Genomic DNA, 16,754 nt, shown 5'->3' with positions numbered 1-16,754 from the left:
GGCCGGCTCTAGCCTGACGCGCCCGAGCGCACCGGCGGATCCTGCGACTCGGTGCCGCGCGGCTGGGCCGACAGCGTGCGCCGCACCCGCTTGATCAGCATGGTCGTCTCGTAGGCGACCAGCCCCGCGTTGCCGCCGGCGTCGCTCAGCACGGCGAGGCAGCTCCCGTTGCCCGCGGGCATGACGAAGAACAGCATGCCGTCCAGCTCGACGACGGTCTGCCGCACCTGCTTGGCCTGGAAGTGCTCGCGGGCCCCGTTGGCCAGGCTGTGGAAACCCGACGAGAGCGCCGCGAGGAACTCGGCGTCCTTGCGGGTGACGTCCCCTGAAGCGCCCATGACCAGGCCGTCCCTGGACAGCAGGACGGCCTGGCGCACCTCGCCGACCCGCTGCACCAGATCGTCGAGCAGCCAGTCGAGCTCGCCGGAAGCGTTGCCCTGCCGCATCATGACTCCCCCCATTCATCGCGTGGATCCAGTTCGCCCGGTTCGTCGTCGACCCTGCCGCGCAGCCATCCCGACTGCAGCGACGCCATCAGGTCGCGGCTGAGCTCCGGGTTCGGTTCTTCGAAATCGTCCTCGCCCGCCGCCGCGGCGGGTTGGGCGTGCCGCGGTGCGGACCGCCCGCGCAGCTGCGGGGCCAGGGCACGCTGGCGCACCCGCCGCGGGAGCCGTCCCGTGACCTCGCTGTCCTCCACCCCGCCCGGCCGCGGCTCGGCGCCGTTCGGCCGGGCCCGCCCCGCGAGCGGTTCGGGCGGATCCGGCGGCGGGGCGAGGGGCGGGTCGGAAGGCGGCGCCGGCGGCGGCACGGCGCCCGGCCCGGCGGGCAGGCCGGCGACCTCGTCGGACGGCTGCGCCTGGACGATCCTGCCGGGCAGCGCCGGACGCGCCGGGCGGCCGAGCCGTGCCGGGCCCCCGCCCCCGTGCGCCGCCGACCCGACCGGCTGCGGCGCCCCGGCCCCGCGGCCGCGCGCCAGGTGCCATTCGTCGTCGAGGACGACCAGCGCGTGCGGCACGAGGACGATCGCGGTGGTGCCCCCGTACGGGGACGGCTGGAGCGAGACCTGGATGCCGTGCCGGGCGGCGAGGCGCGCGACGACGAACAGGCCGAGCCGCTCGGTGTCGACCAGGTCGAACTCGGCGGCGCTGTCGAGCCGCCGGTTCAGCTCCGCCAGCTCGTCGGGCTCCAGGCCGACGCCCCGGTCGACGACCTCGACGGCCAGCCCGTTGGCGACGGTCTCGACCTTGACGGTGACCTCCGTGGCGGGCGGGGAGAACGACGCCGCGTTCTCGATCAGCTCCGCCAGCAGGTGGATGACGTCGGCGACGACGTCGCCGGTGACCGCGGCCGAGGACGCGCCGGTCACCTCCACCCGCGTGTAGTCCTCCACCTCGGCGATCGCGGCGCGCACCACGTCCTCGGCGGCGACCGGGTGGTCCCAGGCGCGGACGGTCGGCGACCCGGACAGGATGACCAGGCCCTCTGCGTGCCGCCGCATGCGGGTGGTCAGGTGGTCGAGGCGGAACAGGTCGTCCAGCTCCTCGGGGCTGGCCGCGCGCCGCTCCATCTGGTCCAGCAGCCGCAGCTGCCGGTGCAGCAGCGACTGGCTGCGCCACGACAGGTTGATGAAGACCCGGTTGATGCTGGCGCGCAGCTCGGCCTCGCCGACCGCGGTGCCGACGGCCGTGCGCTGGACGGCGTCGAACGCGTCGGCCACCAGGGCGATCTCCCGCGTCCGCCCCGGCTCCGGGCGCGGCGCCTCGGCGTCGACGTCGACCTTCTCGCCGCGCCGCAGCCGGGCCACGACCGCGGGCAGCCGCTCGTGCGCGAGCCGCTGCGCGGACGCCTGCAGGTCCCGCAGCTCCCGCGCGAGCCGCCGGGCGAACAGCACCGACAGCGCGACCGAGGCGGCCACGATCAGCAGGCCCACGACGCAGGCCAGGTAGAAGCGCAGCATGATCCGGTGCCCGGCGGGCTCGACGAGGTCGTCGTTCAGGACGTCGCCGAGGCGGGAGGAGGAGGTGAACCACATCGGGGTCAGCTCCTGCGTGCCCGCCCGCCACTGCCGGGCGCCGGGATTGAGGCCCTGCCGGCGGATCTGGTTCTCGATCAGGGTGAAGCTGCCGTACGCGGCCGACGTGGCGAGCTCCTCGACGACCCGGGACAGCTCGCCGGTCACCTCGGTGCGCGCGAGCGAGAAGAACTGCTCGCGGTTGCCGGCCCAGCCGGCGAAGGCCGTGCGCTCGACCGCGCTCAGCCGGCGCGTGCCGGCCGCGGACATCAGGGCGTCCTCGCGGAGCATGAAGTCGCTCGCCCACGAGAAGTGGGTGATCCCGGCGCTCTGCCGGTAGACCGCCGTGTCGTTGACGCTGATGAAGGTCGTCAGGAGCCGGAACGTCGAGTCGGAGAAGCCGCTGTAGGCGTCGATGGCCTGCACCGTGCTGGCCGCCCCCTGGGTGATCTGGGTCCGCAGCGGTTCGAGCTGGTCGAGGCTGTCGTTCAGTGCCTCCATGCGCTGCCAGAGTTCCGGGCCCATCGCGTTCCTGAGGCGGGGCTTGAAGGCCGCCGAGCGGAAGCTCGCCACGGCGGCGTCGGTCTTGGCCGCGAGGTCCGCGTAGGCCCTCCTGCCGGCGTCGGTCCGCGCCGCCAGAACGGCCACGGCGGTGGCGCGCTCGCGCTGGAGCGCCCCGATGACGCTACCGGCCGGCAGCCCGACCTCCTTGTACATCCGGGTGAACTCCGACCGCTGCAGGGCGGCGGACAGCGTCGTCCCCGCCGAGAACACCCACAGCGCGACGAGAGCGGCGAGCGGAATGGCGAGGAGCATCGCGATCCGCCGCCCGACCGGCCGCGTGCGCGGCCGCCCACGGGAGCCATGAACCTGTTCGGGCTTGGTCACCGGCCCACACTCCTGATCGTCTTCGACCCCGGTCGTCCCCGACCGACCTGGCGGGACCGGAGCATACTTAGTTCGATTTGCCGGAGACCAGAGGCATTATCTGCGGCGACTCGTGATCTCTCGCGTGCACCGCGTGAACGGCCGCGTCCCGGGCGTGTGCGCGGCGGTTTGCGGGTACTGCGCCGGCGCGGCCGGCCCTGCCGCGCACCGCCCGCCCTTTCTCCAATGTCGTCGCAGGTCAGTACGTCGGCTGGAATTTAGTGATCTTGTAATTGATTGGCCCTCCCGGCCTTGCCGGGCAAGGCGCATGAGGGTGGCGGAAGGTTCGCGAGGGGAATCGGCGGAGACATGTCAACCGTGTTAACACGGTGAAGAACTAGGCCAATATTGGCCGTTTTGATGCGGAGTCGTGTCTTGTTGCAGGAAATGACACATGTCAAGCTTCGGTTTACTTTGTCCCCCCACCCAACGGAGACCGAGCATGCGCAGAGCCGCGCTAGCCGTCCTCGCCGGGCTGTCGCTCGCCGCCACCACCGTGGCCGCGGCGCCCGCCCAAGCCGCCGGGCCGGCCCAGTCCAAGCTGGCCAAGCTCGTCATGCTGAGCGACGTGCGGCACCACCAGCTGAACCTGCAGAAGATCTCGGACGCCAACGGCGGCAACCGGGCCGCGGGACTGCCCGGTAACAAGATCACCATCAGGTACATCGCGGACCAGCTCAAGCGGGCCGGATACACGCCGACGATCCAGAACTTCGAGTTCGACTTCTGGCAGGAGCTGTCGGAGCCGGTCCTCGCCGAGACCGCGCCGGACCCGAAGACGTTCGCGCCGCACAGCGACTTCGAGACGCTGCAGTACTCCGGGTCGGGAGACGTCACCGCACCCGCGACCCCCGTCGACCCGGGAGCCACCGGATCCGGCAGCGGGTGCGAGGCCGGCGACTTCGCCGGGTTCCCGAAGGGCCGCATCGCGCTGATCCAGCGCGGCGGCTGCTTCTTCTCCGTCAAGACCGACAACGCCATCGCCGCCGGCGCGGCCGCCGTCGTCATCTACCAGCTGCCCACCGAGCCGGGCCCGGTCGGGGGGACGCTGACCACGCCCTACGACATCCCCGTGGTCGGCCCGACGAACGCGGTCGGCAAGGCCCTCGTCCAGCAGGCGCAGAACGGCGGCGTCACGCTGCGGGTGAAGACCGACACCCAGAACGACAAGCGCCAGGCCGCCAACGTCCTCGCCGACACCCGGCGCGGCAGGGCCGACAACGTCGTGGTGGTCGGCGCGCACAACGACAGCGTCGCCGCCGGGCCCGGCATCAACGACGACGGCTCGGGCACCGCCACGCTGCTGGAGATGGCCAAGCAGATCGACAAGCTCGGGTCCAAGGTCCGGAACAAGGTGCGGTTCGCCTTCTGGGGCGCCGAGGAAGAGGGACTGCTCGGCTCGCAGTACTACGTCGACAACCTCCCGCAGGCCGAGCGCGACAAGGTCGCGCTGATGCTCGACTTCGACATGCTCGCCTCGCCCAACTACGTGAACTTCGTCTACGACGGCGACAACAGCGCGGGCGAGAACAACGTCGAGGCCCCGGCCGGATCCGGCGCGATCGAGAAGGCCTTCGCCGACTACTTCGGCGGGCGGAGGCTGCCCACCGACCCGACGCCGTTCAACGGGCGCTCGGACTACAACGCCTTCATCACGGTGGGCATCCCCGCCGGCGGCCTGTTCACCGGCGCCGAGGGCATCAAGACCCCCGAGCAGGCGAAGCTGTACGGCGGCACCGCGGGCCTCGCCTACGACCCGTGCTACCACCAGGCCTGCGACCGCTACGACAACGTGAACCTGAAGGGCTTCGACCAGATGATCGACGGCACCGCCGCGGTCACCGAGCTGTTCGCGCACAGCACCCTGACGGTCAACGGGAACGAGCTCGCCCGCAGGCGGGCGCAGCCCGGCAAGCGCGCCGCGCCGGACGTGATCGGCAACTTTGCGACCCGGTAGGACCCGTCGCAACGAGGGACGCGCCCGGCCCCGGGCGCGTCCCTCGGTGCGTCCGGCCCCGGCGCGGACGGGGGCGCCGGTCGGAGCGGCGTCCCGGTCAGAGAAGCGCCCCGGCGATCGACCGCAGGGCGGGACGGGGATCGCCGCCGGGCTCGGTCAGCACCTGGACGGCGACGTTGTCGGCCCCCGCGTCCAGGTGTGCGGCCAGCCGCGCGGCCACCGCCGCCGCGTCGCCGTGCGCGACCAGGGCGTCCACGAGCGCGTCGCTGCCGCCGCCGGCGACGTCGTCGCCGGTGAAGCCCAGCCGCTCGAAGCTGGCGACGTAGTTGCCCAGCCCGAGGTAGGGGCCCAGGGCGTCCCTGGCGATCACGCGGGCGCGCACGGGATCGGGTTCGAGCACGATCTTCTGCTCCGGCGCGAGCAGCGGGCCCGCCCCGAGGATCTCCCGCGCGGACCGGGTGTGCTCGGGCGTGGTCAGGTACGGGTGCGCGCCCGCGGCGCGCTCGGCCGCCAGCCGCAGCACCTTCGGGCCCAGCGCGGCGAGGACCCGCCCCCGGGCCGGGACGCCCTCGGTGTCCAGCCGGTCGAGGTAGTCCACGATCGTCTCGTACGGGCTGCGGTACTCCCGGTCCCGCTCGGGGTGGCCGATGCCGGCGCCGAGCAGGAACCGGTCGCCGTGCGCGCCGTTCAGCCGGTGGTAGGCCGCGGCGGCCTCCTCGGCCGGGGTGCTCCACATGTTCACGATGCCGGTGGCGATCACGATGCGGTCGGTCGCGGCCAGGAGCCGCCCGGCGATGTCCGGATCGGTCGGCGATCCGCCGATCCAGACCGTGCCGTAGCCGAGCTCCTCGACGTCCCTCGCCAGTTCCGGGCTCAACTGCGGCCAGGGACGCCAGATCCCGAGCCGCCCGAGTTCGATCTTGGTCATGCCGTCGCCAACACCCCCTCCGCCGGTTCCTTGCCCGGTACCCCGCCTGCGAGGATGTGACACATGACGGACCGGCCCCGCCTCCTGCTCCTGGACGGCCACTCGCTGGCCTACCGGGCGTTCTACGCGCTGCCGGTCGAGAACTTCACCACCACCTCCGGGCAGCCGACCAACGTCGTGTACGGGTTCGCGAACATGCTCGCCAACGTGCTGCGGGACGAGCGCCCCACGCACGCGGCCGTCGCGTTCGACGTCTCCCGGCAGACGTTCCGCACCGAGGCGTTCCCCGACTACAAGGCCACCCGGGCGCGTTCGCCCCGGGAGTTCGGCAGCCAGCTGCCGGTCCTGGACCGGCTCCTCGCGGCGATGAGCGTGCCGGTGCTGCGGGCGCCCGGCTACGAGGCCGACGACGTCATCGCGACGCTGGCGACGACGGCGGAGGCGGACGGCATGGACGTGCTGATCGTCACCGGCGACCGGGACGTGCTCCAGCTCGTCAGCGACGACGTCACCGTCCTGTACTTCTACCGGACGGCGTCGGAGATGATCCGGTACACGCCCGGCGAGGTCGAGGAGCGTTACGGGCTCACTCCGGCGCAGTACCCCGACTTCGCGGCGCTGCGCGGCGACCCGTCCGACAACCTGCCGAGCATCCCCGGCATCGGGGAGAAGACCGCCGCCAGGTGGGTCCGCGACCACGGCTCGCTGGAGGTCCTGCTGGAGAACGCCGGCGAGGTGAAGGGCAAGGCGGGCGAGAGGCTGCGCGCCGCCGCCGGCACGGTCGCGCTCAACCGGCGGCTGACCGAGCTCGTGCGCGACCTGGACCTCCCGGTGGCGCCCGCCGACCTGCGGCGGCGCCCTTACGACCTGACCGCCTTCACCTCCCTGCTGGACGAGCTGGAGTTCCGCAACGCCAGCCTCAGGCAGCGCCTGTTCGCGGCGGACCCGGGCGGCGGACGTCCGCCGGAGGACGCCGAGCCGGAGCCCGTCCGGGGACGGGAGCTGGGGCCGGACGAGCTGGCCGGCTGGCTGGGGTCGCACGCGACCGGCCTGACCGGGCTGGCCGCCGACTGCACGTGGGCGCGCGGCGCGGGCGACATCGAGCGGATCGCGCTGGCCACCGGCGAGGGGAACGCGGCGTCGTTCGAGCCGTCCGGCCTCTCCGCGAAGGACGAGCGGGCCTTCGCCGCCTGGCTGGCCGACCCCGGCCGGCCCAAGGCGCTGCACGACGTGAAGTCGCTGCTGCGCGTGTTCGGCGAGCGCGGCTGGCACCTCGACGGGATCGCCACCGACACCGCGATGGCCGCCTACCTCCTGCTGCCGGGCCTGGCCGCCTACGGGATCGCCGACCTCGCGGGCCGCCATCTCGGGCGCCGCCCGTCCGCCGAGGGCGCGGCCGGGCTGATGCTGAGCGCCCGCGCCGTCCTCGACCTCGCCGGCGTGTTCGCCGCCGACCTGGCGTCCACGGGCATGGACGAGGTCCTGCGGGACGTCGAGCTGCCGCTGTCGCGCCTGCTCGCCCGCGCCGAGCGCGCCGGCGTGCACGTCGACGCGGGTCTCCTGCACGAGCTGGAACGGTACTTCTCCGCCGGGATGGAGCGCGCCGCCGACGAGGCCGCCGAGATCGCCGGGCGGCGCTTCAACCCCGGCTCGACCAAGCAGCTCCAGGAGGTGCTGTTCGGCGAGCTCGACCTGCCGCGGACCAAGAAGATCAAGTCGGGGTACTCCACCGACCTGGACGCGCTGACCTGGCTGGCCACGCGGACCGACAACGGCCTGCCGCAGACCCTGCTGCGCCACCGCGACCAGGCGCGGCTGCGCTCCACGGTCGCCGGGCTCATCCGGGAGATCGGCGCCGACGGCCGCATCCACACGAGCTTCCAGCAGACCGTCGCCGCGACCGGCCGGCTCAGCTCCGCCGACCCGAACCTGCAGGTCATCCCCATCCGGACGGAGGAGGGGCGGCGCATCCGCCGCGCGTTCACGCCCGGCGAGGGCTACGCGTCGCTGATGACGGCCGACTACGGCCAGCTCGAACTGCGCGTCATGGCGCACCTGTCGCAGGACCCCACGCTGCTGGCGGCGTTCGAGTCCGGCGAGGACCTGCACACCACGATGGCCGCGCAGGTCTTCGGCGCCCGCCCGCAGGCCGTCACCCCGGACATGCGCCGCAAGATCAAGGCGATGTCGTACGGGCTGGCCTACGGGCTTTCGGCGTTCGGCCTGGCCAAGCAGCTCGGCGTCCCGGTGGCCGAGGCACGCCCGCTGATGGACGCCTACTTCGAGCGGCTCGGCGGCGTCCGCGACTACCTCGACCACGTCGTCGCCGAGGCCCGGGCCACCGGCTACACCCGCACGGTCCTCGGCCGCCGCCGCTACCTGCCCCATCTGAACAGCGACAACCGGCAGCGCCGCGAGACGGCCGAGCGGATGGCGCTGAACGCCCCGGTCCAGGGCTCCGCCGCGGACATCGTCAAGATCGCGATGCTGCGGGTGGACGAGGCGCTCACCGCCGCCGGGCTGGCCAGCCGCCTGCTGCTCCAGGTGCACGACGAGATCGTCCTGGAGGTGGCGCCCGGCGAGGCCGACGCGGTGCGGGAGATCGTCCGCACCGGGATGACGACGGCCTACCCGCTCGCGGTCGGCCTGGAGGTCGCCGTCGGCGCCGGCCCCGACTGGAACGCCGCCGCCCACTGACGTGGCCGGGCCACTCCTGGGGTAGTGCTCCCCTGGGGAGGGATTCATGGAGATCGACATGATCGTCGAGATCCCCCGGGGATCGCGCAACAAGTACGAGATGGACCACCGGCTCGGCCGCATCCGGCTCGACCGGATGCTGTTCACCTCGACGCAGTATCCGCTGGACTACGGCTACATCCCGGACACCTGCGCCGAGGACGGCGACCCGCTGGACTCGATGGTGCTGCTGGAGGAGCCCACCTTCCCCGGGTGCGTGGTCGAAGTGCGCAGCGTCGGGGTGTTCTGGATGCACGACGAGGGCGGCCCTGACGCCAAGATCCTCGCGGTGCCGGCCGGGGACGTCCGCTACGCCGGGATCCGCGACCTGCGGGACGTCCACGAGCACATCCTCGACGAGATCGCGCACTTCTTCGACATCTACAAGAGCCTGGAGCCCGGCAAGGGCACCGACGTGCGCGGCTGGCAGGACCGGCGGGTCGCCGACCGGACGATCGAGCGGGCCGCCGAGCGCGCACGGGAGGTGGCCGGGAACGCCGCGACGTGATCAGGTGGACGCGTGAGGGGCAGCGAACCGGTCGTCGTCGTGGGGGCGGGACCCGTCGGCCTGGTCACGGCGCTGCTCCTGGCCCGGCACGGCGTGCCGTCCGTGGTGCTGGAGGCCGCCGCCCGCCGCGACCCGTCCGGGTCCCGGGCGATCTGCTTCCAGCGGGACGTCCTCGACGTGCTCGACCGGGTCGGGTGCGCCGAACCGATGATCGCGCGCGGGGTGACGTGGACGACCGGCCGCACCTACTACCGCGGGGACGAGTTGTTCGCCGTCACCTTCCCCGACGCCGGGCGCGGCGCAGTGCCGCCCTGGATCAACATCTCCCAGGCGGAGGTGGAGGCGCGGCTGCGGGACCTCGCCGCCGCCGAACCGCTGGTGGAGATCCGGTACGGGCATCGCGTCACCGGGCTGCGCCAGGACGGGGACGGGGTCGAGGCCGACGCCGGGGCCACCGTGCGCGGCACCCATCTGGTCGGCGCGGACGGCGGGCACAGCGCCGTCCGGGACCTGCTCGGCATCGGCTTCCCCGGCCGCACCTTCACCGACCGGTTCCTCATCTGCGACATCAGGGCGGACCTGCCGTTCCCGAGCGAGCGGCGGTTCTTCTTCGACCCCGACTGGAACCCCGGGCGCCAGGTCCTGGTCCACCAGTGCCCGGACGGGACGTGGCGCATCGACTGGCAGGTCCCCGCCGACCACGACCTCGACGCCGAGCGCGGGTCGGGCGCGCTGGACGCCCGCATCCGCAGGATCACCGGGGACGCCCCGTACGAGGTCGTGTGGGCCACCGTGTACCGGTTCCACGAGCGGTGCGCGGCGGCGTTCGCGTCCGGCCGCGCGTTCCTGGCCGGGGACGCCGCCCACGTCTACGCGCCCTTCGGCGCCCGCGGCCTGAACTCCGGCTTGCAGGACGCGGAGAACCTCGCCTGGAAGCTCGCGTTCGTCCGGCACGGCTGGGCCCCGCCCGCGCTGCTGCGCAGCTACGACGCCGAGCGACGGGCCGCCGCCGGGGAGAACCTGCGGGTGACCACGCGGACGATGGAGTTCCTCGTCCCGCAGACCCCGCGGCAGCGGGCGCGGCGGCTGGAGTCCCTGGAGGCGGCCCGGACGCACCCGGACCCCCGCACGATCATCGACTCGGGCAGGCTCGCCGAGCCGTACTGGTACCTGGAGTCGCCGCTGACGACACCGGCCGGGCCGGTGGAGGACTTCCCGCGCGGTCCCGGGCTCGTCCGCCCGCCGCTGCCGGGCGTCCTCTGCCCGGACGGCCCGTGCGTCGTGGACGGCGAGCCGACCCGCCTGCGCCGCCTGTTCGGCACGCGGTTCGTGGTGCTCACCCAGGGCGTGCGCGGCGGGAGGCTGCCGACGGACATACCGCACCAGATCCACGCGCTGGACTCCATCGACGCCGACGGGGTGCTGCGGACGGCCCTGGACGCCGGCCCGGACACGGTGCACATCGTCCGCCCGGACGGCCATCTGGCCGCCGTGCTGCCGTCCTACGACCCCGCGGCGGCGGTCGCGGCCCTGCACCGCGCCTGCGGGCGCTCCTAGCCGGCGTCCAGGACGGCGCGGGCCGCGTTGTGGCCCGGGATCCCGCTGACGCCTCCGCCCCGCCTGGCGCCCGCCCCGCAGAGCAGCACGCGCGGGTGCTCGGTCTCGACGCCCCACCGCCCGCGTTCCCCGGCCGCCTCCGCGAACGGCCACGACAGGTCGCGGTGGAAGATGTGGCCGCCCGGGAGGCCGACCGCGTTCTCCAGGTCGACGGGCGTGCTCGCCTCCAGGCACGGCGTGCCGTCCGGGGCGCGCAGGAGGCAGTCCTCGATCGGCTCGGCGAGCACCGCGTCGAAGGACGCCAGCGTCGCGCGCAGCGCCGCGGCGCGCGACCCGTCGGGGTCCGCCCGGAACAGCCGCGCCGGCATGTGCAGGCCGAACAGCGTCAGGGTGTGCGCCCCGGCCTCCCGCAGTTCCGGTCCGAGGATGGAGGGATCGGTCAGCGAATGGCAGTACACCTCGGCGGGCGGGACGGCCGGAACCCGCCCGTCGCGGGCTTCGCGATAGGCCCTGTCGATCTGCTCCCGGCTCTCGTTGATGTGGAAGGTGCCCGCGAACGCCTCCTCCGGCCGGACGGACGGGTCGCGCAGCCGCGGCAGCCGCGAGAGCACCATGTTCACCTTCAGCTGCGACCCCTCGGCGGAACCCTCTCGCGGCATGTTGACCAGCACCCACCTGGCCGAGACGGCGTGCTCGGCGCCGTCCGCGTCCCGGAACGTCACCTCTCCGGCCGGGTCGACGTGCAGGACCTCCATGCCCGAGCGCAGCTCGGCCCCGGCGGCGCGGGCGGCGTCGGCCAGGGCCCCGGCCACCGCGCCCATGCCGCCGACCGGCACGTTCCAGTCGCCGGTCCCGTTCCCGATGACGTGGTAGAGGAGGCACCGGTTGGCCAGCAGTGCGGGGTCGCAGGTGTCGGCGAACGTGCCGATCAGCGCGTCGGTGAGGACGACGCCGCGCACGGTGTCGTCGGTGAAGCGCTCGTCCACGACGTCCCCGATGGGCCGCTCGAACAGGTCGCGCCACGCCTCGCGGTCGTCCACCGCGTCCCGGAGTTCCGCGCGGTCGCGCAGCGGCTCCAGCAGGGTCGGCGCGACGCGTTCGGCGACGTGCCCGGCCATCGCGTAGAACCGGCGCCAGGCGCCGGCGTCGGCCTTGAGGGACGCCGCCGTCCGCGCGGGGTCCCCGTTGTCGATCAGCAGGCCGCCGTCGCCGACCGGCGTGTACGAGGCGAACCGCCGGCCGCGCAGTTCGACGCGCAGGCCGAGGTCCCGGACGATCCGTGACGGAAGCAGGCTCACCAGGTAGGAGTACCGCGAGAGCCGCGCGTCCACGCCGGGGAAGACGCGCGCCGAGACCGCCAGCCCGCCGAAGTGCCCGAGCCGCTCCAGCACCAGCACGCGCCTGCCGGCGCGCGCCAGGTAGGCGGCCGCGACCAGGCCGTTGTGCCCGCCGCCCGCGATGATCACGTCGTACATGCCCACAGAAAACCACACGGGTCTCCGGATGCGGGGAAATCCGTTGGCCGGTTCGGCCGCCGGGAGGATGATGGGGCGGATGAAGATCCGGCTTTCTGGGGGAGTGGTGGCGTCCGGGCGCCATGCCTGGATCGCCCGTCCCTCCGGACCGCAGCGGCTCCTGGACCGGGTGGACGCGCGGCCGGGGACACCCGTCGCGCTGGGACCCGAGGAGGCTCCGGCCGACGACGTGGCGGACGCGGTGCGCAAGCTCACGCTGCTCGTCGCCGACGGAGGCGCCGTCGCGGCCGGAGCGGGCGTCGACCTCGGCGGCGGATTCCGTTCCGCGCGGCTGGACGGGGCGCGCGGGGACCAGCGGGACGCCGTTCTGGCCGCGCTCCGGGCGGTCGGCCTCCACGGCGCGCACCGCCTCGGCGAGCGGGCCGGGGTGCTCGTCGCGCTCTTCGGGCCCGCGGTCACCAAGCGGGTCGGCGCGGCCGCGGGGCGGGCCGCCGAGGAGGGGCGCTGGGCGGCGCTGCACCTGGCGTCCGCGGCCAGCGACGTCCTCGGCCCGGAGCAGATCGAGCAGGTGCTCGCCCTGGAGGCGCCCGGAGGCGTCGACCTCACCCCGGGCGGATCGCCGTCCGTGCTCGCGGGGTACCTGCGGCAGGTGCTCGGGCCGGTGCCCGCGCCCCGCAGGCTCGCGCTGATCCTGGACCTGTGGGAGCGGGTCGCCGAGCACCGGACCGGGCTCGCCCGGAGGGAGGCGCGGCTGGCCACGCAGAGCCGCCGCGACCGGCTCGAGGACCTGCGCGCGCGCCGCCGCCACAACGACGACGAGCACATCGTGTGGCAGGTCCGCATGGACCTGAGCGACGAGAACCCCTCGCTCGCCGACATCGCCCGCTGGACCCCCGGCCGCTGGTACTGGCACGAGCGCCTCCAGCGCGCCTTCGCGGACGCGATCGCCGCCACCGCGCTGCTCCGGACCGCCGTGGCCGTCGCCGACCACGGCCTGGAGGACGGCCTCGAGCGGTCGGCCCCGGTGCTGCGCGCGGCCGCGTCCCTGATGCCCGACTGGGCCGCCGGGAAGGCGGCGCGGCGCGTGCCGGGGCTCACCGGCCTCCCCGCGCGTCCCGGCGCCTACGTCCGCGACCTCGCGCGCAGGCTCGCCGCCGGCAGGCCGATGGACGCCAAGACCGCCGGCTATGTCAGGCCGCGCCTGGCCTGCGCCCGCGACTTCGCGCTCATCGTCTTCGAGGACATCGGGCGTCTGATGGGTGACATGGTCGGGACCCACGACGACCTTCTGCGCGAGTGGTCGCCCAGTCTGGAGAGCTGGCGCGAGGCGGCCGGGTACGACCGTCCGCCGGCCGAATGGGACGGCATCCCGCCGTGGAGCGGGCCGATGCTGGGCGACGCCGAGCCGCTGCGCCGCAGGCTCGCTCCCGGTCAGGACCCGGCGACCGTGGAGACCGCCGCCGACCTCCTCTGGTACGCCGACCTGATCGACGCCCTCGCCCGGCTGCACGGGCACGAGCGGGCGCAGCCCACCCCCGGCACCGGCGATCCCTGGTACGACCACGACCCGCCGCCGGCCGGCGAGCCGCTGACCCCGCGCCTCGACTCGCTCATGGGCGCCGTCTCCGGCGCGGCGCAGCTGGTCGCGCTCGGCGGCGTCCCGCCCCGGGCGCCCCGGACCTGGGAGGCCCTCACCGCGGGTCTGATGTCGGCCACCGCGATCGCCGAGGCCCTCACCGGCGACTTCGCCGTCCCGGCGCCGCTCGCCGCCCTGGACGGCGCGACCGTCCCCGGGACCCGCCTCCGGCTCAAGATCGCCCACAGCGCCCGGGACGTCGCCGAATGGGCGGACTACATGGGCAACTGCATCGCCGGACCGGCCTACGTCGAGGAGGCCAAGGAGGGCCGGAGCGGTCTCGCGGGCCTCTACGACGCCGACGGCCTGCTGGTCGTGAACGCCGAACTGATGCCGCTTCGGCCCGCCTCACGCGGCTGGCGGGTCAGCGAGATCGCGGCTAGGTTCAACGACGCGCCGGAGGAGACCCTCGAACAGCGGTTCCGCGCCTGGATCGCCGAGATCCCCGGCCCTGCCAAGGACGACACCGCGCAGGCGCCGGAGGAGCTCCCGCCGGCGCGTCCGGCCCGGCGGCGCGCCGCGCCCCGCCTCGTCGAGGAGGCCGGGCCCGCCCTCGGTGAGCTCGCGCTCCGGTCGTACGCGCGGGCCGCCCCGGAGGCGCTCGGCGCCCTCGCCGCCGTGGCCGGGACGGGGCCGGACGCCGCGCTCGCCCGGTTGCGCCGCCTCGGCGGCCCGCAGCTCACGGGGGCCGTCGGCCGCGCCCTGGACGAGGGCGCCACCGATCTGGTCCGGCTCTGGACGGCCTCCGGTCACCGCCCCCTGCGCTCCGCGCTCGACGCCCTCGAACCGGCGCTGCGCGACCGCTACGACCACCTCCCGCTCCTGCTCGGCGAGCCGCCGCTGCCGAAGACGCTGCGCAGGCTCGTCAAGCGCCCCGACGTCGCCGACGCCTACTCCCTCGACCTGGTGGCGCGCCGCGTCCGCCGTGCGATCGGCGCCCTCGCGCTCCAGGACGCCCCGGTCATCGCCCGCGCCTTCGCCAAGCAGACGGCCGAGCAGCCGCTGTGCGCGCTCGCCGTCGCCACCACCTGCGCCGCGCCGGACATCGGCCTCGTCCCCGTCATGCCGCCGCGCACCACCACCGTCCCCGGCTTCCCGGCCACGACCCTGGAGGACGAGGAGGGCCCCTGGCAGCGCGCTCTGCCCGCCGCCCGCGAGCTCGGCGGCGACACGGCCGTGTTCTGGGACGAGATAGCCGAGCACGGTCTCCGCGTCCCGGCGTCCTGGCTGGCGCACGGCGGCTGGGCGGCGCTCTGGTCCCGCGCCCACACCCGCCGCCGCTGACCCGGCGGCCCGGGGAAGGCGCTACGGGCGCGGAGCGGGCCGGCGGAAGATGGTGACGGAGTGCCCGACCTCGTCGATCGGCTCGCTGGTGCGGAGCAGCGGCGTCAGCCGCGGGTCGTTCTTGACGATCCAGCTGTCGGAGACCACCAGCAGCCCGCGCACCTCGCCGGGCGGCGCGGTGAGCGGGTCGCGCGCGTGGATGCCGTAGGCGGACGGGACGCCGCTGCCCTTGAAGACCAGCCAGACCGGCTCGCCCGGATAACGCTCCCGGAGGCGGTCGGCGAGCCGTCCGAGGTCCTGGCCCCAGTCGGCGTTGGAGTCGTGCAGCCGCAGGTGGGTCTTGGACGGGCCGCCGAACGCCTCGTTGGAGTACGGCAGGTAGTAGGGGAAGGCCCGCAGCGAGCTGACCGCGACGAGCAGCAGAAGCGCGACCGCCGCGGCCCGTGCCCACCGCCACCGGACGAGGACCGCGCCGCCCGCCGCCACCGCCAGAAAGATCGGGACGAAGATGGCGTAACGGACGCCGAGGTCGCGCGAACCGGTCATCGCGACCGCCAGCAGCACGGCCGTGGGCGCGAGAAGGTACGGCGCGGCCGGGCGCAGCCGGGGCAGCGCCGCCACCGCGGCGACGCCCGCCGCCCACAGGATCAGCATGCCCAGCGGCGTCTTCACCAGCAGCGCGGCTGGCAGGTAGTACCAGCGAGAGCCCCGGTAGACGTCACCGAACAGGTAGCCGGTCCACCGGATGTCCTCGAATCCGAACTGCGCGCGCATCCCGTCCTGGAAGGGCCGGGGGAACGGCAGCCAGCCGGCGGCGGCCCCGCGCAGGCCGCCGACGGACGGCAGGTCGGCGGGCGCCGCCCAGCGCAGGCGGGGGTCGACGGCGAGGTAGCTCGCCCACACCACCGCGACCGCCAGGACGCCGACACCGGCCGCCGACAGCACCGCGGTCGTCACGGGACGGCGTGGCGGGCGGGACGTCCAGACCGACACCGCCGCCAGGACGAGGAGCACCGGCAGCGCGGGAAGCGCGCTCATCTTGGTCGCCAAGGCCGCGCCGAGCGCCGCCCCGGCGAGCGGCAGGTAGAGCCTCGGTCTGCGCCTCGCGCGCCAGAGCAGCCACACCGACGTCAGCAGGAGACCGGCCGTGGGGACGTCCAGCGTGGCGAGCGACCCGTGCGCGATGACGTCGGGGGAGAAGGCGTAGAGGGCCAGCGCGGCCAGGCCGCCGGCCGGACCGGCGAGGTCGCGGGCGAACGCGAAGACCACCAGCCCGAACAGCAGGGTCAGCGCGATGACGGGCAGCCGCCCGGCGAGCAGCACCCGCTGCGCGTCGTTGCCCCACCGGTACAGGAACTGCCTTCCGAGCCTGTAGTCGCTGCCGGTGAAAGGGGTGCGCAGGTGCGGGCCGGCGAGCACGGCCCCGGCCCCGATGACGAGCTTGCCGAGCGGCGGGTGCTCGGCGTTGTGGCGCAGGTCGTGCTCGCGGAGGTAGACCACGCCCGTGCTGATGTAGACGGGCTCGTCGACGGTCGGGCTCTGCTGCACGGCCGTGGTGACCATCGCGGCGGCCATCTGGGCCAGCAGCGCCACCACGACCGCCGCGAGCACCCAGCGCCGGTGCAGCGCGCGGAACCGGCCCGGCGGCGGCTCGGCCGTTGGCGCCGCGGGCCGTCCGGGCTCCGCGGACAAGGAGGTCACGCCGCCACCCTTCCCGGAGACCGTCCCCCCGATC

At 74.5% G+C, this 16,754-nt stretch carries 10 protein-coding genes; 5 read left to right on the top strand and 5 right to left on the bottom strand.

Features of this window, described 5'->3' with window-relative positions; all coding sequences use genetic code 11:
* Positions 1-8 precede the first annotated feature (8 nt).
* Both CHC11_RS13250 and CHC11_RS13245 read right to left on the bottom strand, forming a co-directional pair.
* Positions 9-449 carry a roadblock/LC7 domain-containing protein gene (locus CHC11_RS13250; protein WP_218826067.1) on the bottom strand — a complete coding sequence of 147 codons (441 nt, stop codon included), beginning with the start codon at positions 447-449 and terminating at the stop codon, positions 9-11.
* A complete protein-coding gene (locus CHC11_RS13245; protein ID WP_143227059.1) occupies positions 446-2,899 on the bottom strand; it encodes a sensor histidine kinase in 2,454 nt (817 codons plus the stop codon). Before CHC11_RS13245 ends, CHC11_RS13250 begins: the two co-directional genes overlap by 4 nt.
* Positions 2,900-3,380: 481 nt before the next feature.
* On the opposite strand from CHC11_RS13245, the gene CHC11_RS13240 reads away from it, so the two are divergent.
* Positions 3,381-4,895, top strand: a complete 1,515-nt coding sequence (locus CHC11_RS13240; protein ID WP_089311986.1) for a M20/M25/M40 family metallo-hydrolase — start codon at positions 3,381-3,383, stop codon at positions 4,893-4,895.
* A gap of 97 nt (positions 4,896-4,992) precedes the next feature.
* On the opposite strand, the gene CHC11_RS13235 is transcribed toward CHC11_RS13240, so the two are convergent.
* On the bottom strand, positions 4,993-5,823 hold the full coding sequence (locus CHC11_RS13235) for an LLM class F420-dependent oxidoreductase (protein WP_089311985.1): 831 nt from the start codon (positions 5,821-5,823) through the stop codon (positions 4,993-4,995).
* Positions 5,824-5,886: 63 nt separating this feature from the next.
* On the opposite strand from CHC11_RS13235, the gene polA reads away from it, so the two are divergent.
* The 3 genes from polA to CHC11_RS13220 are packed head-to-tail and all read left to right on the top strand — an operon-like array spanning position 5,887 to position 10,624.
* Entirely contained in the window at positions 5,887-8,520 is a 2,634-nt protein-coding gene (gene polA, locus CHC11_RS13230; RefSeq protein WP_089311984.1) for a DNA polymerase I, read from the top strand.
* A gap of 46 nt (positions 8,521-8,566) precedes the next feature.
* Positions 8,567-9,067 (top strand): inorganic diphosphatase, encoded by a 501-nt coding sequence (locus CHC11_RS13225; RefSeq protein ID WP_089311983.1) that lies wholly within the window; start codon positions 8,567-8,569, stop codon positions 9,065-9,067.
* A gap of 12 nt (positions 9,068-9,079) precedes the next feature.
* Positions 9,080-10,624, top strand: a complete 1,545-nt coding sequence (locus tag CHC11_RS13220) for an FAD-dependent monooxygenase (RefSeq protein WP_089311982.1) — start codon at positions 9,080-9,082, stop codon at positions 10,622-10,624.
* On the opposite strand, the gene CHC11_RS13215 is transcribed toward CHC11_RS13220, so the two are convergent.
* On the bottom strand, positions 10,621-12,099 hold the full coding sequence (locus CHC11_RS13215; protein WP_089311981.1) for a phytoene desaturase family protein: 1,479 nt from the start codon (positions 12,097-12,099) through the stop codon (positions 10,621-10,623). The genes CHC11_RS13220 and CHC11_RS13215 overlap by 4 nt on opposite strands.
* 79 nt (positions 12,100-12,178) lie before the next feature.
* Between CHC11_RS13215 and CHC11_RS41300 the strand changes: the two genes are divergently transcribed.
* Positions 12,179-15,019 (top strand): hypothetical protein, encoded by a 2,841-nt coding sequence (locus CHC11_RS41300; RefSeq protein ID WP_179278836.1) that lies wholly within the window; start codon positions 12,179-12,181, stop codon positions 15,017-15,019.
* A 21-nt stretch (positions 15,020-15,040) separates the two neighbouring features.
* On the opposite strand, the gene CHC11_RS13205 is transcribed toward CHC11_RS41300, so the two are convergent.
* Positions 15,041-16,720: an ArnT family glycosyltransferase gene (locus CHC11_RS13205; protein WP_218826066.1), complete on the bottom strand. Its 1,680-nt coding sequence runs from the start codon at positions 16,718-16,720 to the stop codon at positions 15,041-15,043.
* Positions 16,721-16,754 lie beyond the last annotated feature (34 nt).

Source organism: Actinomadura mexicana (assembly GCF_900188105.1).
Taxonomy (GTDB): Bacteria; Actinomycetota; Actinomycetes; order Streptosporangiales; family Streptosporangiaceae; genus Spirillospora; species Spirillospora mexicana.
Note: the sequence above shows the minus strand (reverse complement) of the source record. Positions and strands in the feature narration are given on the sequence as shown.